This is a genomic window from Arthrobacter sp. ZGTC212 (assembly GCF_002929255.1).
GTDB classification, from domain to species: domain Bacteria; phylum Actinomycetota; class Actinomycetes; order Actinomycetales; family Micrococcaceae; genus Arthrobacter_B; species Arthrobacter_B sunyaminii.
Window position 1 is genome coordinate 823,233 of record NZ_PJIJ01000001.1, and the last position, 21,732, is coordinate 844,964.

The 21,732-nt window shown below is 64.5% G+C and carries 25 protein-coding genes; 20 read left to right on the plus strand and 5 right to left on the minus strand.

The genetic code is table 11. The features are described 5' to 3' along the window. Positions 1-95 precede the first annotated feature (95 nt). From CXQ89_RS04030 to CXQ89_RS04080, 11 genes are all read left to right on the plus strand, one after another. Entirely contained in the window at positions 96-1,619 is a 1,524-nt protein-coding gene (locus CXQ89_RS04030; protein WP_104052902.1) for an aldehyde dehydrogenase family protein, read from the plus strand. A 71-nt stretch (positions 1,620-1,690) separates the two neighbouring features. Beyond that, entirely contained in the window at positions 1,691-2,701 is a 1,011-nt protein-coding gene (gene adhP / locus CXQ89_RS04035; protein WP_104160687.1) for an alcohol dehydrogenase AdhP, read from the plus strand. Continuing rightward, positions 2,701-3,135 (plus strand): DUF779 domain-containing protein, encoded by a 435-nt coding sequence (locus tag CXQ89_RS04040; RefSeq protein ID WP_237685636.1) that lies wholly within the window; start codon positions 2,701-2,703, stop codon positions 3,133-3,135. Before adhP ends, CXQ89_RS04040 begins: the two co-directional genes overlap by 1 nt. Before the next feature lie 133 nt (positions 3,136-3,268). Then, complete coding sequence (locus tag CXQ89_RS04045; protein ID WP_104052901.1) at positions 3,269-3,637, plus strand: YtxH domain-containing protein; 369 nt, start codon at positions 3,269-3,271, stop codon at positions 3,635-3,637. A 239-nt stretch (positions 3,638-3,876) separates the two neighbouring features. Then, the gene (locus tag CXQ89_RS04050; protein WP_104052900.1) at positions 3,877-4,182 is read left to right on the plus strand and encodes a DUF4193 domain-containing protein; all 306 of its coding nucleotides are present in this window, start codon (positions 3,877-3,879) and stop codon (positions 4,180-4,182) included. Positions 4,183-4,186: 4 nt separating this feature from the next. After that, positions 4,187-4,822 (plus strand): NTP transferase domain-containing protein, encoded by a 636-nt coding sequence (locus tag CXQ89_RS04055; RefSeq protein ID WP_237688605.1) that lies wholly within the window; start codon positions 4,187-4,189, stop codon positions 4,820-4,822. Positions 4,823-4,986: 164 nt separating this feature from the next. Continuing rightward, positions 4,987-6,174 carry a TerC family protein gene (locus tag CXQ89_RS04060; protein WP_104052898.1) on the plus strand — a complete coding sequence of 396 codons (1,188 nt, stop codon included), beginning with the start codon at positions 4,987-4,989 and terminating at the stop codon, positions 6,172-6,174. Positions 6,175-6,395: 221 nt separating this feature from the next. Beyond that, positions 6,396-7,457, plus strand: a complete 1,062-nt coding sequence (locus CXQ89_RS04065; RefSeq protein ID WP_104052897.1) for an ABC transporter substrate-binding protein — start codon at positions 6,396-6,398, stop codon at positions 7,455-7,457. A gap of 45 nt (positions 7,458-7,502) precedes the next feature. Then, the gene (locus tag CXQ89_RS04070) at positions 7,503-8,312 is read left to right on the plus strand and encodes an ABC transporter ATP-binding protein (protein ID WP_374952974.1); all 810 of its coding nucleotides are present in this window, start codon (positions 7,503-7,505) and stop codon (positions 8,310-8,312) included. After that, positions 8,309-9,127 (plus strand): ABC transporter permease, encoded by an 819-nt coding sequence (locus tag CXQ89_RS04075; RefSeq protein ID WP_104160382.1) that lies wholly within the window; start codon positions 8,309-8,311, stop codon positions 9,125-9,127. The genes CXQ89_RS04070 and CXQ89_RS04075 overlap by 4 nt, the downstream gene beginning before the upstream one ends. A gap of 29 nt (positions 9,128-9,156) precedes the next feature. Further along, positions 9,157-9,909 (plus strand): ABC transporter permease, encoded by a 753-nt coding sequence (locus CXQ89_RS04080; protein WP_237688604.1) that lies wholly within the window; start codon positions 9,157-9,159, stop codon positions 9,907-9,909. On the opposite strand, the gene CXQ89_RS04085 is transcribed toward CXQ89_RS04080, so the two are convergent. After that, positions 9,868-10,506, minus strand: coding sequence for a hypothetical protein (locus CXQ89_RS04085; protein ID WP_104160383.1), 639 nt, complete (start codon positions 10,504-10,506; stop codon positions 9,868-9,870). The genes CXQ89_RS04080 and CXQ89_RS04085 overlap by 42 nt on opposite strands. Positions 10,507-10,605: 99 nt before the next feature. On the opposite strand from CXQ89_RS04085, the gene CXQ89_RS04090 reads away from it, so the two are divergent. After that, positions 10,606-11,391, plus strand: coding sequence for a glycosyltransferase family 2 protein (locus CXQ89_RS04090; RefSeq protein ID WP_104160384.1), 786 nt, complete (start codon positions 10,606-10,608; stop codon positions 11,389-11,391). On the opposite strand, the gene idi is transcribed toward CXQ89_RS04090, so the two are convergent. Next, entirely contained in the window at positions 11,346-11,909 is a 564-nt protein-coding gene (idi, locus tag CXQ89_RS04095; protein ID WP_104160385.1) for an isopentenyl-diphosphate Delta-isomerase, read from the minus strand. The two genes, CXQ89_RS04090 and idi, sit on opposite strands and share 46 nt — an antisense overlap. A gap of 35 nt (positions 11,910-11,944) precedes the next feature. Here idi and CXQ89_RS04100 point away from each other — a divergent pair, with 35 nt between their 5' ends. From CXQ89_RS04100 to CXQ89_RS04125, 6 genes are read left to right on the plus strand one after another with little or no spacing between them, the layout of a single operon-like run. Then, the gene (locus tag CXQ89_RS04100) at positions 11,945-13,012 is read left to right on the plus strand and encodes a polyprenyl synthetase family protein (protein ID WP_237685635.1); all 1,068 of its coding nucleotides are present in this window, start codon (positions 11,945-11,947) and stop codon (positions 13,010-13,012) included. A gap of 3 nt (positions 13,013-13,015) precedes the next feature. Beyond that, positions 13,016-13,927, plus strand: a complete 912-nt coding sequence (locus CXQ89_RS04105) for a squalene/phytoene synthase family protein (protein WP_104160386.1) — start codon at positions 13,016-13,018, stop codon at positions 13,925-13,927. Continuing rightward, a complete protein-coding gene (gene crtI / locus CXQ89_RS04110; RefSeq protein WP_104160387.1) occupies positions 13,924-15,576 on the plus strand; it encodes a phytoene desaturase family protein in 1,653 nt (550 codons plus the stop codon). The genes CXQ89_RS04105 and crtI overlap by 4 nt, the downstream gene beginning before the upstream one ends. Then, on the plus strand, positions 15,576-15,926 hold the full coding sequence (locus CXQ89_RS04115) for a lycopene cyclase domain-containing protein (protein ID WP_104052885.1): 351 nt from the start codon (positions 15,576-15,578) through the stop codon (positions 15,924-15,926). Before crtI ends, CXQ89_RS04115 begins: the two co-directional genes overlap by 1 nt. Further along, a complete protein-coding gene (locus CXQ89_RS04120; RefSeq protein WP_104052882.1) occupies positions 15,923-16,288 on the plus strand; it encodes a lycopene cyclase domain-containing protein in 366 nt (121 codons plus the stop codon). The genes CXQ89_RS04115 and CXQ89_RS04120 overlap by 4 nt, the downstream gene beginning before the upstream one ends. After that, positions 16,285-17,172, plus strand: a complete 888-nt coding sequence (locus CXQ89_RS04125; protein WP_104160388.1) for a prenyltransferase — start codon at positions 16,285-16,287, stop codon at positions 17,170-17,172. The genes CXQ89_RS04120 and CXQ89_RS04125 overlap by 4 nt, the downstream gene beginning before the upstream one ends. A 209-nt stretch (positions 17,173-17,381) precedes the next feature. On the opposite strand, the gene CXQ89_RS04130 is transcribed toward CXQ89_RS04125, so the two are convergent. Beyond that, positions 17,382-18,872: a catalase gene (locus CXQ89_RS04130; protein WP_104052879.1), complete on the minus strand. Its 1,491-nt coding sequence runs from the start codon at positions 18,870-18,872 to the stop codon at positions 17,382-17,384. A gap of 32 nt (positions 18,873-18,904) precedes the next feature. Further along, positions 18,905-19,354, minus strand: a complete 450-nt coding sequence (locus tag CXQ89_RS04135; protein ID WP_104052876.1) for a Fur family transcriptional regulator — start codon at positions 19,352-19,354, stop codon at positions 18,905-18,907. Between the two features lie 105 nt (positions 19,355-19,459). Between CXQ89_RS04135 and CXQ89_RS04140 the strand changes: the two genes are divergently transcribed. After that, positions 19,460-20,215 (plus strand): alpha/beta fold hydrolase, encoded by a 756-nt coding sequence (locus CXQ89_RS04140; protein WP_146067193.1) that lies wholly within the window; start codon positions 19,460-19,462, stop codon positions 20,213-20,215. Further along, positions 20,215-20,916: a triacylglycerol lipase gene (locus CXQ89_RS04145; protein WP_181032221.1), complete on the plus strand. Its 702-nt coding sequence runs from the start codon at positions 20,215-20,217 to the stop codon at positions 20,914-20,916. The genes CXQ89_RS04140 and CXQ89_RS04145 overlap by 1 nt, the downstream gene beginning before the upstream one ends. On the opposite strand, the gene CXQ89_RS04150 is transcribed toward CXQ89_RS04145, so the two are convergent. Continuing rightward, positions 20,913-21,656 carry an MBL fold metallo-hydrolase gene (locus CXQ89_RS04150; RefSeq protein ID WP_104160389.1) on the minus strand — a complete coding sequence of 248 codons (744 nt, stop codon included), beginning with the start codon at positions 21,654-21,656 and terminating at the stop codon, positions 20,913-20,915. The genes CXQ89_RS04145 and CXQ89_RS04150 overlap by 4 nt on opposite strands. Between the last annotated feature and the right edge of the window lie 76 nt (positions 21,657-21,732).

The following is a 21,732-nucleotide window of genomic DNA, read 5'->3' on the forward strand; positions in this document are numbered from 1 at the left end:
CACCATCCCTGGCGCTACGTAGATGCAACGTAGCCGGGTCTACGCTCATGCCACCGACGGAAAAGACACCGACGTCACAACTCCAGGAGCGCAACATGACTGTATATGCACAGCCCGGCACCGAGGGCTCCAAGCTTTCCTTCAAACCCCGATACGAGAACTGGATTGGCGGCGAATGGGTGCCCCCGGTCAAGGGCGGGTACTTTGAAAACGTTTCTCCGGTCACCGGAAAGGTGTTTTGCGAAGTGGCCCGGGGTACGTCAGAGGACATTGACCTGGCCCTGGACGCGGCGCACAAGGCCGCTCCGTCATGGGGCAAGACTTCGGTGGCGGAGCGGGCACAGATCCTGAACCGCATCGCCGACCGCATCGAAGAAAACCTGGAGCTGCTGGCTGTTGCCGAGACCTGGGACAACGGCAAGCCCGTCCGTGAGACGCTGGCCGCGGATATGCCGCTGGCCGTTGACCACTTCCGCTATTTTGCCGGAGCCGTCCGCGCGCAGGAAGGCACGCTCTCCCAGATTGACGACAACACCACGGCTTACCACTTCCACGAACCGCTGGGTGTGGTGGGACAGATCATCCCGTGGAACTTCCCCATCCTCATGGCTGTCTGGAAGCTGGCTCCGGCGCTTGCCGCGGGCAACGCCATCGTCCTGAAGCCGGCCGAGCAGACCCCGGCCTCGATCATGGTCCTCATGGAACTGCTCGCGGACATTCTGCCCGCCGGTGTGCTCAATGTGGTCAACGGCTTTGGCGTGGAGGCCGGCAAGCCGCTGGCATCCTCAAAGCGGATCCGCAAGATCGCCTTCACCGGTGAAACCACCACCGGCCGGCTGATCATGCAGTACGCGAGCCAGAACCTCATTCCGGTCACCCTCGAGCTGGGCGGCAAGAGCCCGAACATCTTCTTCGCCGATGTCGCCCAGGAGGATGACGCCTTCTACGACAAGGCACTGGAAGGGTTCAACATGTTTGCCCTGAACCAGGGTGAAGTGTGCACCTGCCCCTCACGGGCGCTGGTCCAGGACTCCATTTACGACTCTTTCATGTCCGATGCGCTGGCGCGCACCGCGCAGATGATCCAGGGCAATCCGCTGGATACCAACACCATGGTCGGTGCGCAGGCGTCCAACGACCAGTTGGAAAAGATCCTCTCCTACATGGATATTGCGCATCAGGAAGGCGCAAAAGTGCTCACCGGCGGGGAGCGCCTAATGCTCGACGGCGACCTCGCCGGCGGTTTTTACGTGAAGCCCACCGTGTTTGAAGGCACCAACAACATGCGCATCTTCCAGGAGGAGATCTTCGGCCCGGTGGTCTCGGTGACCCGCTTCTCCGACTACGGCGAGGCTCTGGCCATCGCCAACGACACCCTCTACGGCCTGGGAGCCGGCGTATGGTCCCGCAACGGCAACACCGCGTACCGCGCCGGCCGGGACATCCAGGCCGGCCGGGTATGGGTGAACAACTACCATGCCTATCCCGCACACGCGGCGTTTGGCGGTTACAAGTCCTCCGGCATCGGACGAGAGAACCACGCCATGATGCTGGACCACTACCAGCAGACCAAGAACCTGCTGGTCAGCTACGCCGAAAACAAGCAGGGCTTCTTCTAACCCCGGACGGTCGAACCTACGCTGAACTACACCCGTGCGGATCAAGGAGAGATGAGGACCGAATGGCAAACATGCAAGCAGCCGTAGTCAACGAGCTTGGACAGGAACTGTCAGTGGAAGAAGTGGCGGTCCCGGACCCGGGACCGGGACAGGTGCTGGTCAAGCTGGTCACCACCGGCGTCTGCCACACTGACCTTCACGCTGCCCAGGGTGACTGGCCGGTGAAACCCACTCCGCCCTTCATCCCCGGCCACGAGGGCGTCGGTGAAGTTGTTGCTGTGGGAGACGGCGTTACGGACGTCGCCGTTGGAGACATGGTGGGCAACGCCTGGCTGTGGTCTGCCTGCGGTGTTTGTGAATTCTGCCGCACCGGGTGGGAAACGCTGTGCGAGCAGCAGCAGAACGGCGGCTACACAGTCGACGGATCCTTCGGTCAGTACATGCTGGTTGACGCCAAATTTGCCGCCCGCATCCCCAAGGGCGCGGACCCGGTGGAGATTGCGCCGATCCTGTGCGCCGGAGTGACCGTCTACAAGGGGCTGAAGGTCAGCGAAGCACGGCCCGGGCAATGGGTGGTGATCTCCGGCGTTGGCGGGCTGGGCCATATCGCGGTTCAATATGCCAAAGCCATGGGACTGCGGGTTGCCGCTGTGGACATCGCTGACGACAAGCTGGAGCTCGCCACCTCATTCGGCGCCGAAGTGGTGGTCAATGCACGCAACGAGGATCCCGTCGAGGCCATCCAGACCAAGATTGGCGGTGCCCATGCCGTGCTGGTCACGGCAGTCCATCCCTCGGCATTCGGACAGGCCATTGGCATGGCACGGCGGGGCGGCACCATTGTCTTCAACGGCCTTCCGCCGGGAGATTTTCCGGCACCCATCTTTGACATTGTGCTCAAGGGACTCACCATCCGCGGCTCGATTGTGGGCACCCGGCAGGACCTTGCCGAGGCGATCGACTTCTACGACCGCGGCCTCATCCACCCGAAGGTGAGCACCCGGAACCTTGAGGAGATCAACGCCGTGATGGAGGAGCTGGAGCAGGGCAAAGTCGACGGACGGGTGGTTGTCCAGTACTGATGGCTGCAAACCAGGAAGCAGGCTCCAACCGCGCCGCCATCGTGTCTGCAGGGGCGCTGGAGGCCGCCGTCACGCTGCCCGGGGAGAACTTTTCCCGGGTGGCGTTGACGCCTGCTGCGCACCAGCTCCTGCTGCAGCTGCGGGAACAGCACGGCCCGCTGATGTTCCATCAATCGGGCGGCTGCTGCGACGGCTCATCACCGATGTGCTATCCGGCCGGGGACTTCATCACCTCTGAAGCGGATGTGTTGCTGGGGACCTTTGAAGTGGCGCCCGGGGAACAACTGGACTTCTGGATGTCCCTGGAGCAGTTCGAGTACTGGAAGCACACTCACCTTACGGTCGACGTGGTCCCGGGCCGGGGGAGCGGCTTCTCTGTCGAAGCTCCGGAGGGCAAGCGGTTCCTCATCCGGTCCCGCCTGATGGGCAGCTAGGCACACCGGTACGCGGAACCGGTCCGGACATAGTAAGGTTGCTGTTGATTCTTCCGCTTCCGGCGGTAGTGTGCGTATGAACACCCAGACGGTATTCGCAATGCCCCTCACGGGGGCAGGAATGAGGAGCACCATGGTTAAGAAGTTCGTATTTCTGGCCGGCGCAGGCGTTGGCTACCTGCTCGGTTCCAAGGCCGGCCGCGAAAAGCTGATGGAACTTTGGAAGGACCCCAAGGTCCAGGAAACTGTTTCCCACGGCACGGAGTGGGCAAAGGAAAAGGCACCCGGACTGCAGGAGAAGGTGTCCGAGGTTACTTCCACTGCCAAGGACAAGGTCTCGCATTCATCGGATTCCGGTAAGCCCGCCTCATCGGCAGGCTCGTCCGCTTCCAAGCCCGCTGAAGCGAGCGGAACCGGCTCCGCTTCCAACGGATCCTTCACCACGGGTGGTAACCACACCATGGCTCCGGCCGAAGTGCAGCCCGAGCCCAAGAAGCCGTAGCAAAACTACACGGATAATTCGAAGGGGCGTTCCGGAAACGGGGCGCCCCTTTGGCATGCCCGGGGCCGGCGCGGCAGGGTGCCGGACCTGCCCTGGGCGTACGGCGGGCTGCACCTGATTCGGCCTGCGGCGAATATGTCCGGATTGTTGCCCTTGGAGGCAGGGGAGTTGCCGTCCATCCGTTACGATCAAGGCCGGATCCGACAATGAGCTGAAAATAGGAGTGTGAGCCAAGGAAGATGGCGACAGATTACGACGCACCGCGCAAGACCGAGGACGACGGAGCATCCACCGCGTCCCTTGAAGAACTGCAGGCCCAGCGCAGTGTGACCCCGTCCGCCACCGCCGTAGACGTTGATGAAACGGAGGCCGCGGAGAGTTTTGAACTCCCCGGCGCTGACCTCTCCGGCGAGGAACTGCTGGTCCGCGTGGTTCCGGCGCAGGACGACGAATTCACCTGCGCCTCCTGCTTCCTGGTCCGCCACCGCTCCCAGGTGGCCCTGGAAAAGAACGGCATGAAGTACTGCTCTGACTGCGAAGGCTGACATCGTGCCCGTCCCGGTGGTTGGCCTTGTGCTGGCTGCCGGGGCGGGCACCCGTTTGGGTCTGGGCACCAAAGCACTGCTGTCCTTCCGGGGCAGACCGCTGATTGAACACATCCTCACGCAGCTTCGCAGCGGCGGCTGCACTGACATTACCGTGGTCCTTGGGGCCCAAGCCGACCGGGTGCTGGCCCATGCGCGGCTGGACCGGGCCGGAATAGTTACCAACCCGTCCTGGGAAACCGGACTGGGATCCTCCTTTAGCCGAGGCGTCAACGCCGCGCTGGCGGACCACCCCGGCGCACAAGCGCTGCTGGTGGCACTCGGCGACCAGCCCGGGGTGAGCGCCGCCGTCGTCGGCCGGTTGATTGCACGCCATCAACCCGGCCGTATCACCGCCGCCGGCTACCGGCAGCCCGGGTCAGCCGATCTTCGCCGCGGCCATCCGCTGGTCTTTGACCCGGTCCTGGCCGCCGCTGCGGCGAAGACGGCGGCTGGAGACGCCGGCGCCAGAGCGTACCTGCACGCCAATCCCTCACTGATCGACGTCGTCAACTGCTCTGATCTTTCTGACGGTTTGGACGTTGACACCCCGGCTGACCTGCCGCTTCTGGAGATCCCCGCGAACAATGAGTGGCAGTAACGCTTCCAAACCCGTTAGACTGATCCCTTCGTAGGGGAGTATCCACCTCGCCGTTATCCGTCAACACGCTGGGCACCGATGCCCCCGCCGGATGCAGCGGGCACCTGTTCAAGGTTGCCGGAGAGACCTATGGTTCTCTGACGACCCTACGAAAGCGGATTTCCATGACTGTTTCCCCCTTGATCTGGGGAGTGACGATTGCCGTCATTCTGGGCCTGCTGGCCTTCGATTATTTCTTCCACATCCGCAAGGCGCATATTCCCACGCTCAAGGAAGCCGCTGTCTGGTCTTCCATCTACGTGGGTCTTGCGCTCGTCTTCGGCGTCCTGGTCCTGGTCTTCGGCGGAGCCACCGCCGGCAGTGAGTATTTCGCCGGATACATCACTGAGAAGGCTCTCTCAGTGGACAACCTCTTTGTCTTCCTCATCATCATGGCCAGCTTCCGGGTGCCCCGCGAAGACCAGCAGAAGGTGCTGCTCTTCGGCATCGTCTTCGCCCTGATCGCGCGGACCGGGTTCATCTTCCTGGGCGCGGCGCTGATCAACTCCTTCTCGTGGATCTTCTACCTGTTCGGCCTGATCCTGCTGATCACGGCCGGCAATCTGCTCAAGCCCGAGAACAGCGAAAAGGATGAGGCAAACAACTTCATCATCCGCATCGCCAAACGTGTGCTGCCCACCACCGACCATTACGACGGCGACAAGCTCGTCACGGTGGAGAACGGCAAGAAGGTCCTCACCCCCATGCTGCTGGTCATGGTGGCCATCGGCGGAACCGATATTCTCTTCGCCCTGGACTCCATTCCGGCCATCTTCGGCCTGACCCAGAGCACGTTCATTGTCTTCACCGCCACCGCGTTCTCCCTGATGGGCCTGCGCCAGCTCTACTTCCTCATCGACGGACTGCTGGACCGCCTGATCTACCTTTCCTACGGTCTGGCCGCCATTCTCGCCTTCATCGGCGTGAAGCTGGTGCTGCATGCACTGCACGAAAACACGCTGTGGTTCATCAACAACGGCGAGCATGTGGAGGTCATCGAGATCGGCACGGGACTGTCCCTCGGTGTGATCATCGGGGTCCTGACGGTCACGATCATCGCGTCGCTGGTCAGCCCGGCCGGCAAGGCCCAAACGGCCGTGAACAATGCCCGCCGCCACGCCAACGCCTACCTGGACCTGTCCTACACGACGGATGAAGGCGAACGGGAACGTATCTACACCGCGCTCTGCGAGGAAGAACGGCAGATCGCCGGGATGGACCTCAAGTACCGGAACAAGGTCAAGGACATCGAGGAGATCCGGGCAGAGGTAGCCCGGGCGCACGAGGCGCACGCGAAGTACATCAGCAAGTAGAAGTACATGAGCGAGTAACCGCACAGCAGGATCAAAGTCCGGACGGGGCGCAGGGCCCCGTCCGGACTTTTTTGTGCCTGGCCGCGGATTCAACGGGCACGGACGGGCGGGGCGCAAGCGCCGGCCTGCCCGTTTACCGCAACGTAACGAGGAAAGTACGCCGGTGGTAACAATGCGTTCCTAGGCTCAGGACTTATTCGCCTACGGAAAGCCTGATACCGATGAGCCTTACCTCCCGGCCAACACGACGTTTCACGCCAGCCCTTGCCGCTCTGGCCGCATCCAGCCTGCTTCTGGTCACCGCCTGCACGGGGTCCGAGGCGGAGGCCGGCACAGATGCCGGCGACTACGGCACCCTGGACATGAACCTGTCCTGGATCAAGAACGCGGAGTTCGCCGGAGAGTACTTCGCCGACGCGAACGGCTACTACGCCGAGGAGGGCTTCAGCGAGCTGAACCTGATTGCCGGCGGACCGGGCGGCACGTCCACGGAAACCATGCTCCTTTCCGGCGGGGCCCTGGTGGGCACCTCGAGCCCCATGGGTGTTGCACCGGTCATTGTGGAGGAAGACGCGCCGCTGAAAATCATCGGCACCACGTACCAGAAGAATCCGTTTGTCATCATTTCTTTGGACGGCAACCCGATAACCGCCCCGGAAGACCTGTTAGGCCAGCGGATAGGTGTGCAGGCCGGGGTCAACGAGACCCTGTTCGACGCTCTGCTGGAAGTCAACGGCATCGATGCCGGGACGGTCGAGAAGGTGCCGGTCCAATATGATCCCCAGCCTCTCGTCAACGGCGATGTGGACGGCTTCTTCGGTTACCTGACCAACGAGGTGCTGACCCTGGAACTGGCCGGCCACGCGACGGCAGTGCTGCCCTTCGCGGACAACGGACTGCCCTTTGTCGCGGAGAGCTTTGTCACCACGGATGAGAGCATCGCGGACCGCCGCGAAGAGCTCAAGGATTTCCTGCGTGCCACACTGCGCGGCTGGAAGGACGCCGTGGCGGATGCGGAGGAATCGGCACGTCTGGCTGTGGAAGTCTACGGCGCCGACCTGAACCTGGACATGGCCAAGGAGAAGATGCAGGCCGAAGAGCAGAACACCAAGCTGGTGGTTACCGAGGAGACCGAAACCAATGGTCTCTTCACCATCTCTGATTCCCTGATCGAAGAGAACCTCTCGATCCTGAAACTGGCCGGCTATGACCTCGCTGCCGAAGATGTCTTTGACATGAGCCTGCTGGCGGAGGTTTACGAAGAAAATCCGGAGCTGAAGTAATTGCGCCGGGACTTCGTGGCTGCCGCAGTGCCGCCCGCAGGCACATTGGTGCAACCGGAATCCGCGGGGTCCCGGTCAGGAACGGGAATCCGGCTCGCAGACCTGGGCAAGACCTTCATCTCCGGCCGGCAGAAGGTCACGGCTTTGGAAGCTGCCAATCTCATGACCGAACGGGGCTCGTTCCTCTCTCTGCTCGGACCATCGGGCTGCGGCAAATCCACCGTGCTCCGGATCCTGGCCGGGCTGGAAACCCCCACCACCGGTGAAGTGCTGGTGGACGGGAAATCCCCGCAGGATCTTCGCCGCGGACACGAACTGGGCATCGCCTTCCAGGATTCGGCGCTGTTGCCGTGGCGCAGCGTCTACACCAACATCCGGCTGCCGCTCGAAGTCTCGGGGCTGCCCGCTGATGACGCGTATATCCGTGAACTGATCAGCCTCGTGGGGCTGAACGGGTTTGAGAAGGCCCGCCCGGCACAGCTTTCCGGCGGAATGCGCCAGCGCGTCTCGATTGCGCGGGCCCTGGTCCTGAAACCGTCCGTCCTGCTCCTGGATGAACCCTTCGGAGCACTGGATGACATGACCCGCCAGCGGCTGAACCTGGAACTGCTGCGAATCTGGACCGAGAAACCTGCCACCACGCTGATGGTCACCCACGGTATCTCCGAAGCCATTTTCCTCTCTGACACCGTTGCGGTCATGAGCCCGCGGCCGGGACGGATCAAGGAAGTCATCACCGTGGACCTGCCGCGGCCGCGCACTCCGGACATGATGCGCACCCCTGAATTCCACGCCCTGCATGACCATGCTTCAGAACTGCTGTTCAGCGGTCCGGTGTCCGGGGAGACCCCGTGAGACGCCTACAGCTTCCGCATTGGGCCGTGGGCCTGTCCGGGGCGGGCGCTGCACTGGCGCTGTGGTGGATCGGTGCCGCCACATTCCTGCGCGGTGTCGGGGCCCCGGCCGGGGGCGGCACAGGAGCCATACCCACACCCTGGCAGGTGCTGAGCCAAATGGGAGCTGACGGATGGGGGTTTTACTGGCGGAACGCCGCAGTGACCCTGCTCGAAGCCGGTGCCGGCTACGCGTGGGGCAACGCCCTGGCTTTGCTGTTGGCGTTCCTGGTGTTGCTGGTTCCGCCGCTGGAACGCCTGGCAACGCAGCTGGCCGTCATTAGTTACTGCCTGCCGGTGGTGGCCGTCGGCCCGGTGATCTTCATCGTCCTGGGACCTCCGCGCTCCGGTGATCCCTCAGGCACCGCCGTCGCACTGGCTGCCCTGTCCGTCTTCTTCACCACTATGGTCAGTGCCCTCGCCGGGTTGAAGGCGGCCGACCGGTCCTGCCTGGATATTGTGGCGGTGTTCGGCGGCCGCAGGATCCACCAACTCATGAAAGTCCGCATCATTGCGGCCCTCCCGGCGGTCTTGGCGGCCTTTAAAATCGCGGCCCCGGCCGCGTTGCTGGGCGCCATCCTGGGCGAGTATGTCGGGGGAGTGGACCGCGGGCTGGGACCGGCAATGGTCAACGCCCAACAGACCCTGGAAGTAGCCCGGGTCTGGGGAATTGCCTTTGCCTGTGCCGCCCTGGCCGGGGGAGCGTACGCCGTGCTGGGACTCCTCTCCCGGTTCGCTGCACCTTGGGCTTCCAGCGTCCGGGCCGGAGGGTTCTGATGCGCGGGGTGCTCCGGTCTACGGGGAAGATGCTGTTTGGTCTTGTCCTGTCCCTGGCCGTTGTCGGGGCGCTGTGGGTTGGGCTGCTGCGCGTGTTCGAGGTTTCGGCCTACATCGGCAAGGGTCCCTGGGACGTTTACAGCTATTTGCTCCGTGATCCGGATTCAGCGGAAAACCGGGCCCTCATCATGGGGCAGCTGGGCCAGACCCTGCTGGACGCCGGAATGGGGTTCGCCGCGGGAATGCTCGCCGCCGCCGTCGTGGCCTGCCTTTTCACGGTCTTCCGAGGAGTGGAACAAGCCCTGATGCCCCTGGCCATGCTTCTTCGGTCGGTGCCGCTGGTGGCGCTGGCTCCCATGATCATCCTGATTTTTGGCCGGCAGGAAGCCGCAGTGGCTGCCATGGGCGGCATCGTGGTGCTCTTCCCTGCACTGGTCACGATGGTGTTCGGACTTCGATCTGCCTCGCCGGCCATGCTGGAGGTTGTCCAGGTCTACGGCGGCAGCCGGCTGGACGCCTTCCGGAAGGTGGCACTGCCCTCCGCTGCGCCGGCTTTTTTCACGGCTCTGCGGGTGTCGATTCCGGGAGCACTGACGGGAGCGCTGCTGGCCGAATGGCTGGCAACCGGCCAGGGGATAGGCTACGGGATCGTGTCAGCCGTTTCCCGTGCCCGGTATGACCAGGTCTGGGCCGGCGTCGTCGTCGTGACCCTTGCGTCGATCGTGCTTTACGCGCTGGTATCAGCGGTGGAGGCGGCGCTGCAGCGGCGAACCGGCACCTGATGCTTGAGCTGCTGATTCCGGGTTCCGCCGGATCATCTGATCCATCACGACGCCGGCGAGCAGCGAGCCCAATCCGCCGGCTACGAGGTCACCCATGGTGTCCTGGTAGCCCACGTTGATGGCGGCGTCCACAAAGGAGTTGCCCCACCACTCGCCCAGTTCCCACAACACGCTCACGGCCAGCCCCAGGGCGAAAACCAGCACCGGCACGGCCAGCCGGGCTGCGGCAGGCGCGGGGCGACGCTCGGGAACGGAAATCACACCGAGGCGGGACAGCAGGAAGTACGTCATGCCGGCTATGACACCGGTGGCGGCGAAGTGCACCGGAAGGTCCCACCAGCCCACCCGCGCGTACACGTCCAGGACGCTGCTCCATGCCGCGGTCAGCAGCGTCAGCCCGTAGAGCCCGTCAAAAAGCCGGGAGATGTTCAGGGAACGTGAGACCAGCGTTCCCCCCAGAACGAGGAAAAACAGGGCCACGTCCACCGGGCCGTACCAGAGGAGAGCTGCAGCGAGGCTGAACAGGACGGCCAGGCGCACCCCGTCAGCGAAGAACTCTCCGGAACCCGCGGAACGACGGAGGAGGGCGTCAATCATGAATTCACGGTAGCGCAGCGTGCAGCCCGGCGGCAGACGAGCAGCATCCGGGAGGTCCGCCGTGTCCCAGACGGATGCCGGTCCCGGTAGACTTCCCCCATGTCTGCCGCCCTGCCCTCAGTCAGCGTGGTGATCCCCTGTTTGAATGACGCGGCCGCCCTCCAGGGGTGCTTGGCCTCCCTCGCCGGACAATCGGTGCCGCCGCTTGAAATCGTGGTGGTGGACAACAACAGCACTGATGCCAGCGCCGCCGTCGCGCGCCGGTTTGGTGCCCGCGTGGTGTTTGAGGGGGAACGCGGAATTCCGGCCGCAGCTGCCGCCGGCTACGACGCCGCGTCAGGAGACATCATTGCGCGGTGCGACGCCGACTGCGTGCTGCCGCCGGATTGGATTCAGCAGATAGCACAATCCTTCTGCGCCGATCCCGCCCTCGCGGCGCTCTCCGGGCCCGGCTCCTTCTACGGCTTCCGCAGGCCGGTTGGCGCTGTGCTCAGTGTGTTGTACCTCGGGTCCTATTACCTGGCCATGGGTCTTGCCATGGGGCATCTGCCGCTCTTCGGCTCCAACCTCGCCCTGCGCCGTTCAGCGTGGTGTGAGATCCGCTCCGAGGTGCACCGCAGCGATCCGGAGATGCACGACGACGTCTGCCTCAGTCTGCATATGGGCCAGCGCTACCGGTGCCGCTTTGAACGGACCTTAGTGGTGGGCATGGCCCCGCGGGCGCTGATCGGAACCGCGAACATCATCCGCCGTTTCCGCCGGGCCTTTCACACCCTGTGGGCACACTGGCCCGCTGAAGCGCCGTGGGTTCGCTGGCCCCGCCGGTTCTCCTTTGCGGCCTATGCCGGCACGGAGGAACCGCGGCCCGCGAATACCTCCGGATAGAGCAGGGGCAACTGCAGCACCAGCCAGGGGCTGAAGGCCCATGGGGTCAGGCGCACGGCCTCGGCCAGCGCGAGCGGATCCGCCCACTTCCAGTCCATGACTTCGTCCGCAGCAGGCACGGGATCTGCGTCCGTGACCGCCGTGTAGACAGGACAGATCTCGTGCTCCACGATTCCTGAGGCATCCACCGCACGGTAGCGGAAATCCGGCAGCCGAAGGTCAAGCTGGTCCCGGGCCAGTGTCAGGCCCAGCTCCCTGTCCGCCCGGCGGATGGCGGCGTCTTCTGTGGCCTCGCCGGGACCGGGATGCCCGCAGAAGGAATTGGTCCATACTCCCGGCCACGTCAGCTTGCTTAAGGCCCGCCGGGTTACGAGCAATTGTCCGGCGCGGTTAAACACATGAGTGGAAAACGCCAAATGCAGGGGCGTATTAGTTGTGTGGACCGTTGATTTTTCCTGCGTTCCGACGGGCGTGCCATCCGAATCCACGAGAACTACGAGTTCCCCGCGTTGCGACATTTCTCCTCCGTATACTCACCGTGTTTACTGGACCTATGGAGACCGAACCACTGCTTGACCCAGCCGTCGGATACGAGCAGGTGGAAGGTGTCCTGCGTGAATTCTTTTCCCAGGCAAAGCTTCGTGCAGCCAAACTTAGTCCCAGCTACCTTAGCCTGTGGGACACATTGGAGAAATCCACGGTGGGCGGCAAACGCGTCCGCCCTGGAATCCTGATGACTGCTTATCATCATCTGGGCGGCACGAACACGGAAGCGGCGGCCCGGGTGGGTGCGGCCTTTGAGCTGCTGCACACGGCGCTGATCATCCACGATGACGTCATCGACCTGGATTTCATGCGGCGCGGACACGAGAATGTTTCGGGCACCTACCGGGCCCTGGCGCAGACAGCCGGGCAGACACCGGAATCCGCTCGGCACCGGGGCATGTCAGCGGGAATCATCGCCGGAGACCTGGCACTGATCGGGGCGTTCCGGATGCTGGACACCGTTGACACCGACCAGCAGACCCGGCTTCGACTCGCGGCGATCCTGGATGACGCAGTCTTTGCCTCCGCCGCAGGCGAGCTGATCGACGTGGACTTTTCCTTTTCCCCCGGTGCACCGCAGATCCCCGAGATCCTCGACATGGAGCGCCTGAAGACAGCTGTCTACTCCTTCGAAGCACCTTTGCAGGCTGGTGCGGTGCTGGCCGGAGCAGACGACGACGCCGTCGCAACGCTGGGCGACTTTGGCCGGGACACTGGAATTGCCTATCAGCTCGTCGATGATCTGCTCGGTGTTTTCGGCAAGGAGAGCGCCACCGGGAAGTCGAACCTGAGCGATCTGCGGGAGGGAAAGCGGACGGTTCTCATTGCGCACGCCGCCCAGGGTGAGTCGTGGGAAGAACTGTCCCATCTCATCGGCTGCCCGGATCTTACCGCCGAGGAAGCGGACCGCGCACGGGAACTGCTGATCAGTTCCGGGGCCCGTGACTACGCCCGGACCCTGGCGGAGGAATACGCGGACCGCGCCCGGTCCCACCTGGACTGCCCGTCCATCCCGGGGCCGCTGCGCCAGGTGCTCGAACGCATCGTGGCCGGCGCCGTAAACCGGGGACGGTAGGGGATGGCCAGGCAGAGCGGCCTTTCGCTGTACAACAAAGTCGCCGTGGAGACGGCGTCTGTGGTGATCCGTTCCTACTCCACATCCTTTGGGCTGGCCTCGCGGCTGCTGCAGCCCCGGACCCGGCTGCAGATCGAGGCCATCTACGCGCTGGTGCGGCTGGCAGATGAAATCGTGGACGGCGTGGCCGCGGAGGCGGCCCTGCCGCCGGAGGACGTTGCCCGCGTACTGGATGCCCTGGAAGCGGAAACACGGCAGGCTTTGAACACCGGTTACAGCGTGAACCTGGTGGTGCACGCCTTCGCCCTGACCGCCCGCGCCACCGGCATTACCGGGGAACTGACCACTCCGTTCTTCCGGTCCATGCGCGCGGACCTGCTCCGCACCGAGCACACCGCCGAATCCTTCAACGACTATGTTTACGGCTCGGCCGAGGTTATCGGACTGATGTGCCTGCAGTGTTTCCTGCACGGCACCGAGGTCAGCGAGGAGCGGGGCAAACGCCTGCAGGAAGGTGCCCAGCGACTGGGAGCCGCCTTCCAAAAGGTCAACTTCCTGCGGGACCTGGCGGACGACTTCGACACGCTGGGCCGCAGCTACTTTCCCGGCATCAGCGTGGGGTCGTTCTCCGAAGCGGATAAGCACCGGTTGCTGGATGACATCGATGCAGACCTTTTGGTCTCCGGAGCGTCCATCGCGGAGCTCCCGCCGGCTGCGCGGCCCGCCGTGGCGCTGGCGCAGGAACTGTTCAGTGAACTGTCGCGCCGACTGCGGGCCACACCCGCCCGGCAGCTGCGCAGCAGCCGCATCCGGGTGCCCAACCCGGTGAAGCTGCGCATTGCGGCACAAACGCTTTACACCCACCGCCTCCGCCGCCCGGCGCTGCGCGGCACCGAAGCCGGAAGGCAGCCATGACCCGCAGGACCGCATCCGCACCTCCCCGCACCGCCGTAGTGATCGGCGGCGGCATCACGGGCCTGGCCACTGCTGCGCTGCTGGCTCGGGAAGGCCTCCGGGTCACCGTCCTGGAGCAGCAGTCAGTCCCGGGGGGACGCACCGGTACCTGGCAAAGCGCCGGCTTCAGCTTCGACACGGGGCCCTCCTGGTACCTGATGCCCGAGGTTTTCGACCATTTCTTCCGCCTCATGGGCACATCCGCCGAGGAGCAGCTGGACCTGGTGCAGCTGGACCCCGGCTACCGGGTCATCTTTGAAGGTTCCGGTGAACCCGTCGACATCGCGGCCACGCGCGCTGAGAACGTGAAACTGTTTGAATCCCTCGAGCCCGGCGCCGGAGCCAAGCTTGAGAAATACCTGGATTCCGCCGTCGACGTCTATGACATGGCCAAAAAGCGGTTCCTCTATTCGACCTTCGCTTCCTTCCTGCCGCTGCTGCGCCCCGACGTGCTCAAGCGCGGTCCCCGGCTTGCCCAGTTGCTGCTGCAGCCGCTGAGTTCCTTCGTGGCACAGAAGTTCACCGATCCCCGGATCCGGCAGATCCTGGGCTATCCGGCCGTGTTCCTGGGCTCCTCCCCATTCACCACGCCCAGCATGTACCACCTGATGAGCCGGCTGGACCTGGCGGACGGAGTGCTCTATCCGATGGGCGGGTTTACCCGGCTTATCAGCGTCATCGCCGATCTGGCCACCGCGGAGGGCGTCACGATCCGTACCGATGCCACCGTCACGCGGATCCGCACCACGGATCCTGAGCCGGCCGGGCGGCTGAGCCGTTTCCGGCGCAGCCCCGGCGTGCGGGCCACCGGCGTCGAATACACCAATGTTGCCGGACAGGCACTGGTGCTGGACGCCGATCTGGTGGTCTCCGCGGCGGACCTGCACCATACCGAAACTTCGCTGCTGCCCCGGAACCTGCAGACCTATCCGGAGCGTTACTGGAAAAACCGGATCCCCGGCCCCGGCGGGCTGCTGCTGCACCTGGGGGTCCGCGGGACGCTGCCGTCCCTGGCCCACCACACGCTGCTCTTCACCAAGGACTGGGAAGAGAACTTCGGGAAGATCTTCGGCAAGGAAACCTCGGTGCCGGATCCGGCGTCGCTCTATGTCTGCCGCCCCAGTGCGACCGACCCGGACGCCGCCCCGGACGGCTATGAGAACATCTTCGTCCTGGTGCCTGTTCCCTCCGATCCGGCTCTGGGAGCCGGTGGCATGGACGGCAGCGGCGACGAACGGATCGAGCGGATGGCCGACGCCGTCATCGCCCAGATTTCCGACTGGGCAAACATCCCGGACCTCGCCGAGCGCATCACGGTCCGGCGAACCGTGGGCCCGCAGGACTTTGTTCAGGACCTGAACTCCTGGCGCGGAACGCTGCTCGGCCCGGCGCATGTGCTCAAGCAAAGCGCGTTCTTCCGCGGTTCCAATGCGAGCCGCAAGGTGGACGGGCTGCTCTACGCCGGCGGCTCCACCCTGCCGGGCATCGGACTGCCGATGTGCCTGATCAGTGCAGAACTGGTGCTCAAGCGGCTGCGCGGGGACACCAGCACGGAAGAGTTGCCCGTGCCGTCCGGACACGGGGACCGGGCTCCGGGAGGCCGCGGCTAGTGGGATTCCTCTATCTGTTCCTGCTGCTCGCGTCGATCGGCTGCATGGTACTGCTGGATCACCGGTTTCGGCTCTTCTTCTTCGCGGACGCCAGGCGTGCCTCCTGGGTGACGGCAATCGGGCTGGTGTTTTTCCTGCTGTGGGACCTGGGCGGCATTGGCCTGGACATCTTCTACCGGGGTGAAACACCGATCATGCTCGGCATTGTCCTGGCACCGCACCTGCCCGTGGAAGAAGTCTTTTTCCTCGGCTTCCTCTGCTACCTGACCATGGTCCTGTTTGGCCTGGTGTCCCTGGTGCTGAACCGCGCCGGAAAGCGCAGCACTTCCCGGCAGGAGGCGGAACAGTGACGTACTGGGCATTGAACGCAGTGTTCCTGGTTCCGGCCGCCGCTGTGCTGGTCTTAGCACTGATGCGGCGGACCACGACGACGGCGGGCGGCCGGAAGGGCGTGCTGGCGGCGCTGGGCATCACCGCTGTTGTCCTGCTGCTCCTCACTGCCGTTTTCGACAACGTGATGATCGCCGCGGGACTGTTTTGGTACAACCCGGAGCGCATCTCGGGTGCCTTTATCGGCAGGGCACCGCTGGAAGACTTCGCCTACACGGTTGCCGCCGTGCTGCTGCTGCCGGCGCTGTGGATGCTCCTTGGAAAACGGAAGAACCCCCTGAAGGCCCGCAACGCCGCCATCAATCCCCAGGAGAAACAGTGAGCACAACCACCCGTACGGCGGGAACGACGCTGCGGATGCTGCTGGTCTCGTCCAGGCCGCTGTCCTGGGTGAACACCGCGTATCCGTTTGCCGCCGCCTACCTGATCACCACGGGCGGCATTGACCTGACCTGGGTGCTGGGAACGCTGTACTTCCTGATTCCCTACAATCTGGCGATGTACGGCATCAATGACGTTTTCGACTACGAATCCGACCTGCACAACCCCCGCAAGGGCGGAGTGGAGGGGGCGGTCCTGGACCGCGGCTTCCACCGGATCACCCTGTGGGCCGCCGTCGTCACCAATGTTCCGTTCCTGGTTGCGCTGATCGTGCTCGGCAATCCGCTGTCCTGGCTGGTGCTCGCTGTAAGCGTCTTTGCCGTCATTGCGTACAGCGCCCCCGGGCTGCGGTTCAAGGAACGTCCCTTCCTGGACTCCATCACGTCCAGCACCCACTTCGTCTCGCCCGCGGTCTACGGGCTGGTGCTGGCCGGAGCCGTGTTCACGCCGGGGCTGTGGGCGGTGCTGGGGGCGTTTTTCCTCTGGGGGATGGCGAGCCAGGCATTCGGCGCCGTGCAGGACGTGGTGCCGGACCGCGAGGGAGGGATCAGTTCCATCGCCACGGTCCTCGGCGCCAAAGCAGTGGTCCGGATTGCCGCCGCAGCCTATCTCGCCGGCGGCCTGCTGATGCTCCTCACTCCGTGGCCGGCAACGCTCGGAAGCCTGCTGGCGCTGCCGTACATCCTCAACCTGCTGCCCTTCCTCGGTATTTCGGATGCGGATTCGGAGCGTGCCAACGCCGGCTGGAAGCGTTTCTTGAAGCTGAATTTCCTTACCGGCTTCCTCGTGACCATGCTCATCATCTGGTACTGGCCCGACCGGTAGGGAAACACCAGCAACCGAGGTTTCCCCTCCGTTTTGGGCAGATGTAACCGGTTTGGGAAATCCCTTCCGGTCCGCACAGGCAGGGATTTCCCAAACCGGGCGCCGACGCCCAAAGCGGTCGCCAATTACACAAAAGCGGCCGGCCCCGAAGGGACCGGCCGCTCATGTCATTTCACCAACCACCGAAGCGGTTGCCGGAGTATCCGGAGTTAGTCGGCAACGCCCACGAACTCGGCCTTCTCGATCGGCGTCGTCTCGCCGGAAGCGAGGTTCAGGCGCAGCTTCTCGCCCAGGGTCGCGTCAACGTTGGTCCAGTACTGGATCGCAGCTTCGCGGATGTGCGGGCGCTGAACGCCGGAGACGGCACCGGTGATCGTTTCCAGGAAACGCTCCTTGGCAGCGTCGTCGAACACCTCGCGGTACAGCGTGCCGGCCTGGCCGAAGTCGCTGTCCTCGGAGTGCAGGGTAGCGGCGGCGCGGACCAGCGAGCCGTCGCTCTCCCAGGAGCCCTCGCCGGCAAGTGCGGCATCGGCTACGGGGCCGCCCAGGGTGTTGGGCGCGTAGACCGGGGTCTCGGGGGAGTTGTAGGAGAAGCGCATGGCGCCGTCCTGCGAGTAGTTGTTAACCGGAGCCTTCGGCGAGTTCACCGGCAGCTGGTTGTAGTTGGCGCCGATGCGGTAACGCTGTGCATCCGGGTAGGAGAAGATGCGGGCCATCAGCATCTTGTCCGGGCTGGCGTCAATGCCGGGAACCAGGTTCGCGGGGGAGAGGGCAACCTGCTCGATCTGCGCGAAGAAGTTCTCCGGGTTGCGGTTCAGGGTGTGGGTACCCACCTTGATCAGCGGGTAGTCCGCGTGCGGCCAGACCTTGGTCAGGTCGAACGGGTTGAACCGGTAGGTCTTGGCATCTTCGTACGGCATGACCTGGACGTGCAGGTCCCAGGACGGGAAGTTGCCTTCGGCGATGGCCTCGTACAGGTCGCGGCGGTAGTAGTCGGCGTCGGCGCCGGCAATCTTCTCTGCCTCGGCACCGTTGATCTCGTGGTTGCCCTGGTTGGACGTGAAGTGGTACTTCACCCAGAAACGCTCGCCGGCGGCGTTGATCCACTGGTAGGTGTGCGAGCCGAAGCCGGGCATTTCACGCCACGACGTCGGGATGCCGCGGTCACCCATCAGGTACGTGACCTGGTGTGCGGACTCGGGGGAGTTGGTCCAGAAATCCCACTGCATGTCAGCGTCACGCAGGCCGGAGCCCGGGAGGCGCTTCTGCGAGTGGATGAAGTCGGGGAACTTGATGCCGTCGCGGATGAAGAACACCGGGGTGTTGTTGCCCACGATGTCGTAGTTACCCTCGGAGGTGTAGAAACGCAGTGCGAAGCCGCGAACGTCGCGCCAGGTGTCGGGGGAGCCCTGCTCGCCGGCCACCGAGGAGAAGCGCTGGACGGTTTCCGTCACGGTGCCCGGCTGGAAGACAGCGGCACGCGTGTACTTGGAAACATCCTCGGTGACAACGAACTCACCGAATGCGCCGCCACCCTTGGCGTGCACGATGCGCTCCGGGATGCGCTCACGGTTGAACTGGGCCAGCTTCTCGACCAGGTAACGGTCGTGCAGGGCGATGGCTCCGTTGGGGCCGGCGCTCAGCGAGTTGGCATCGCTGCCAACCGGTGTGCCGGTCTGGGTGGTGGTGAAATTCGACATGCTCTCTCTTTCTTAAGGGTGTTCAGATGACGTCAGGAAGCTTGGCCGGCGCAGTCTGCGCAGAGCCCCCGGTAGAGCACATCCGCAATTTGGATGGTCATGCCGTGGGTGTTCTCCGGCGTCAGGCAAGGCGCGTGCCCCACTGCGCAGTCCACGTCCTCGATCCGTCCGCAGCCGGTGCAGATCGCGTGGTGATGGTTGTCATCCACGCGGGTCTCGTACCGGGCGGGGGAGTGCGGCGGCTCGATCTTCCGCAGCAGCCCGGTCTCGGTCAGGTCCGCCAGGACCACATAGACCGACTGCAGGCTGATGTCCGGAAGCTCCCCGCGTGCTGCGGCGGCGACGTCGTCGGCCACGGCATGGGGGTGATGTTCGACGGCGGTGAGGACCGCCAGCCGCTGCTTGGTGACCCGACGACCGTGGGTGCGCAGCGCTTCGGACCACCGTGCGGTGGTCTCTGCGGTGGCTGCTGTCGATGTCATGGCCACTAGCTAACCACTTATTATGAATAATTCATAATAAGACTCGAGCCTGCCCACTAGTGTGGTCTCAGGAGTTCGGACCGACGTTCAATACAGGGGAATCCTTTGACAGGTACCAAGGCACAGCCAACCCATAAGCGCGTGCGGGTGGGAGAGTACGACGTCGACATCCGCACCTACGGGTCCGGGGCCGATCAGATGGTGCTGGTGCACGGCCTGGGAGCCTCCGGGCGCTATTTTTCCCGGCTGGTGGACGAACTGGCGAAGGATTCCACGGTACATACGCTGGAAATGCCGGGTTTCGGGTCCGCATCCACACCGCACCACGGTCTGGACATGGCCGGCTTTGCACAGATCAGCTGCGATGCCCTGCGGGCCGCCGGGATCGGTCCCGCCCAGTGGGTGGGCCATTCCATGGGTTGCCAGGTGGTGACGGAAATGGCGCTGTGCGCGCCGGACCTGGTGACCTCCGTGGTGCTGATGGGGCCCACGACCAACAGCGGGGAACGCCATGCCGTGCTGCAGGGACTGCGGCTGGCGCAGGACTGCCTGCGGGAACCTCCGGTGATCAACTGGATTCTGCTGACCGACTATCTGCGGGCCGGTCCCCGCTGGTACCTGCGCACCATGCCGAAGATGGTGCGGCACCGGCTCGAGGAGCGCATCGGCAGGGTCCAGGCGCCGGTGACTCTCGTCCGCGGCGCCAGGGACCCCATTGTTCCCGCCCGCTGGCTGCGGGAACTGGCCGCCGCGCGCCCCGGAGCGGTTGCCGTGGAGCTGCCCGGCCAGCCGCACGTGTGCATGTACACCGAGCCGGCGCAGACCGCGGCGCTCCTTCGGGAAGCAGCACGCCGGCAGTGATGCCGCAGCGGATGCGCCGCCGGGCGGCGCTGGCCAGGGCCTGGGCAGCGGACTACGCCTATGTGGGGTTTTGGCAGGTGAACGGGTTCCTGTTCCGCAAGGATCCGTCCGAGTACCTGGTGCCGGAGGCCGGTGCGGCGGGACGCCCGGTGGTCCTGATTCCCGGGGTGTATGAGAACTGGCAGTTCCTGCGCCCGCTGGCGCAGGCACTGTCTTCCTGGGGGCATCCGGTTCACACGGTGGCGCCGCTGGGCTTCAACCGGGGCCGGATCGACCGCATGGCGGAACTGGTCCAGCAGTATCTCGTGGAACGGGACCTTAGCGATGTAATCGTGGTGGCCCACAGCAAGGGCGGCCTCATCGGCAAGCAACTGATGCTGCTGCCGGAAGGTGCCCGGCGGGTGGACCACATGGTCGCCGTCAACACACCCTTTTCCGGCTCCGTCTACGCCCGCTTTTTCTTTGTTCCGTCCATCCGCGCCTTTTCGCCGCGCGACAAGCTGCTGCTGCGGCTCCAGGGCAGCAGCGACGTCAACGCGCGCATCACCTCCGTGTACAGCCGCTTTGACCCCCACATTCCCGGCGGCAGTTCCCTGCCCGGAGCGCGGAATATCCAGCTCGAAACGATGGGGCACTTTCGTCCCATCGGCGATCCCCGGCTGCTGGATGTGCTGAAACAGGAAGTCGAGCGGGAGCCTTAGGACGCCCCGCGCGCCAGCGCCTGCTCGACGGCGGCCTCGGCACCGCCGGTCCAGGGCTCTCCATGGCCGGTCAACAGCGTGGGGGCGCCTGTCGCGGCCAGCAGTTCCAGGGATCGAAGCGCCTCCGGGCTGTTGGCGGTGGCCGCTCCGGAAACGATCTGCGGCCCCTTGGTCCCGGTATACGGGTTGAGCGTCACCAGGGAATCCCCGCAGATCAGCACGCCCCGGTCCGGATAGTGCAGGGCAACGTGCCCGGCAGTGTGCCCGGGTGTATGGATGATGCGCGGTGATCCGGGAAGGGTGGAGCCGGTGTCTTCCCCGAGGCTGTGCACATCGGTGACACCGCGGACGTTTAGCGCTCCCGCCAGGGTCATAGCGCCCAGGTAGGGGATCGACGCGGGGTAGCGGACGGGATAGAGGAACCTGTTGTTCTCATGCTCATATCGGTAGGGGTGGGCCGCAATGTACCGGTCGTCGTCGTGCACCAAAATGGGCGTCCGGAACTCCCGCCGGATTTTGGCGGCTGAGCCTACATGGTCGAAATGCGCGTGGGTCAGCACCAGCGCCGACACGGATCCCGGCCCGTAACCCAATTCGCGGACGGCCCGGGACAGCTCCGGCCACATGCCGGGCAGGCCGGCATCGATGATGGCCAGGCCGCCGTCGTCTTCCACCAGGTAGGTGTTGACGTAGGCATGTTCGATGCGGTGGATTCCCTCTGCAACGTTCCGGGTAAACACGTGACCTCCAAGGATTCGCGGCTTTTCCTCCATCGTAAGGGTGCTGTCTATCGGTGCCGGCAACCCGCCGGAGGCG

Coding starts and splice junctions, on each gene's coding strand:
- CXQ89_RS04065 (WP_104052897.1), top strand. CDS start 6,396: ATGAGCCTTACCTCCCGGCCAACACGACGTTTCACGCCAGCCCTTGCC.
- CXQ89_RS04145 (WP_181032221.1), top strand. CDS start 20,215: ATGCCGCAGCGGATGCGCCGCCGGGCGGCGCTGGCCAGGGCCTGGGCA.
- CXQ89_RS04060 (WP_104052898.1), top strand. CDS start 4,987: ATGACTGTTTCCCCCTTGATCTGGGGAGTGACGATTGCCGTCATTCTG.
- CXQ89_RS04090 (WP_104160384.1), top strand. CDS start 10,606: ATGTCTGCCGCCCTGCCCTCAGTCAGCGTGGTGATCCCCTGTTTGAAT.
- CXQ89_RS04050 (WP_104052900.1), top strand. CDS start 3,877: ATGGCGACAGATTACGACGCACCGCGCAAGACCGAGGACGACGGAGCA.
- crtI (WP_104160387.1), top strand. CDS start 13,924: ATGACCCGCAGGACCGCATCCGCACCTCCCCGCACCGCCGTAGTGATC.
- idi (WP_104160385.1), bottom strand. CDS start 11,909: ATGTCGCAACGCGGGGAACTCGTAGTTCTCGTGGATTCGGATGGCACG.
- CXQ89_RS04100 (WP_237685635.1), top strand. CDS start 11,945: ATGGAGACCGAACCACTGCTTGACCCAGCCGTCGGATACGAGCAGGTG.
- CXQ89_RS04085 (WP_104160383.1), bottom strand. CDS start 10,506: ATGATTGACGCCCTCCTCCGTCGTTCCGCGGGTTCCGGAGAGTTCTTC.
- CXQ89_RS04030 (WP_104052902.1), top strand. CDS start 96: ATGACTGTATATGCACAGCCCGGCACCGAGGGCTCCAAGCTTTCCTTC.
- CXQ89_RS04135 (WP_104052876.1), bottom strand. CDS start 19,354: ATGACATCGACAGCAGCCACCGCAGAGACCACCGCACGGTGGTCCGAA.
- CXQ89_RS04040 (WP_237685636.1), top strand. CDS start 2,701: ATGGCTGCAAACCAGGAAGCAGGCTCCAACCGCGCCGCCATCGTGTCT.
- adhP (WP_104160687.1), top strand. CDS start 1,691: ATGCAAGCAGCCGTAGTCAACGAGCTTGGACAGGAACTGTCAGTGGAA.
- CXQ89_RS04045 (WP_104052901.1), top strand. CDS start 3,269: ATGGTTAAGAAGTTCGTATTTCTGGCCGGCGCAGGCGTTGGCTACCTG.
- CXQ89_RS04130 (WP_104052879.1), bottom strand. CDS start 18,872: ATGTCGAATTTCACCACCACCCAGACCGGCACACCGGTTGGCAGCGAT.
- CXQ89_RS04105 (WP_104160386.1), top strand. CDS start 13,016: ATGGCCAGGCAGAGCGGCCTTTCGCTGTACAACAAAGTCGCCGTGGAG.
- CXQ89_RS04080 (WP_237688604.1), top strand. CDS start 9,157: ATGCTGTTTGGTCTTGTCCTGTCCCTGGCCGTTGTCGGGGCGCTGTGG.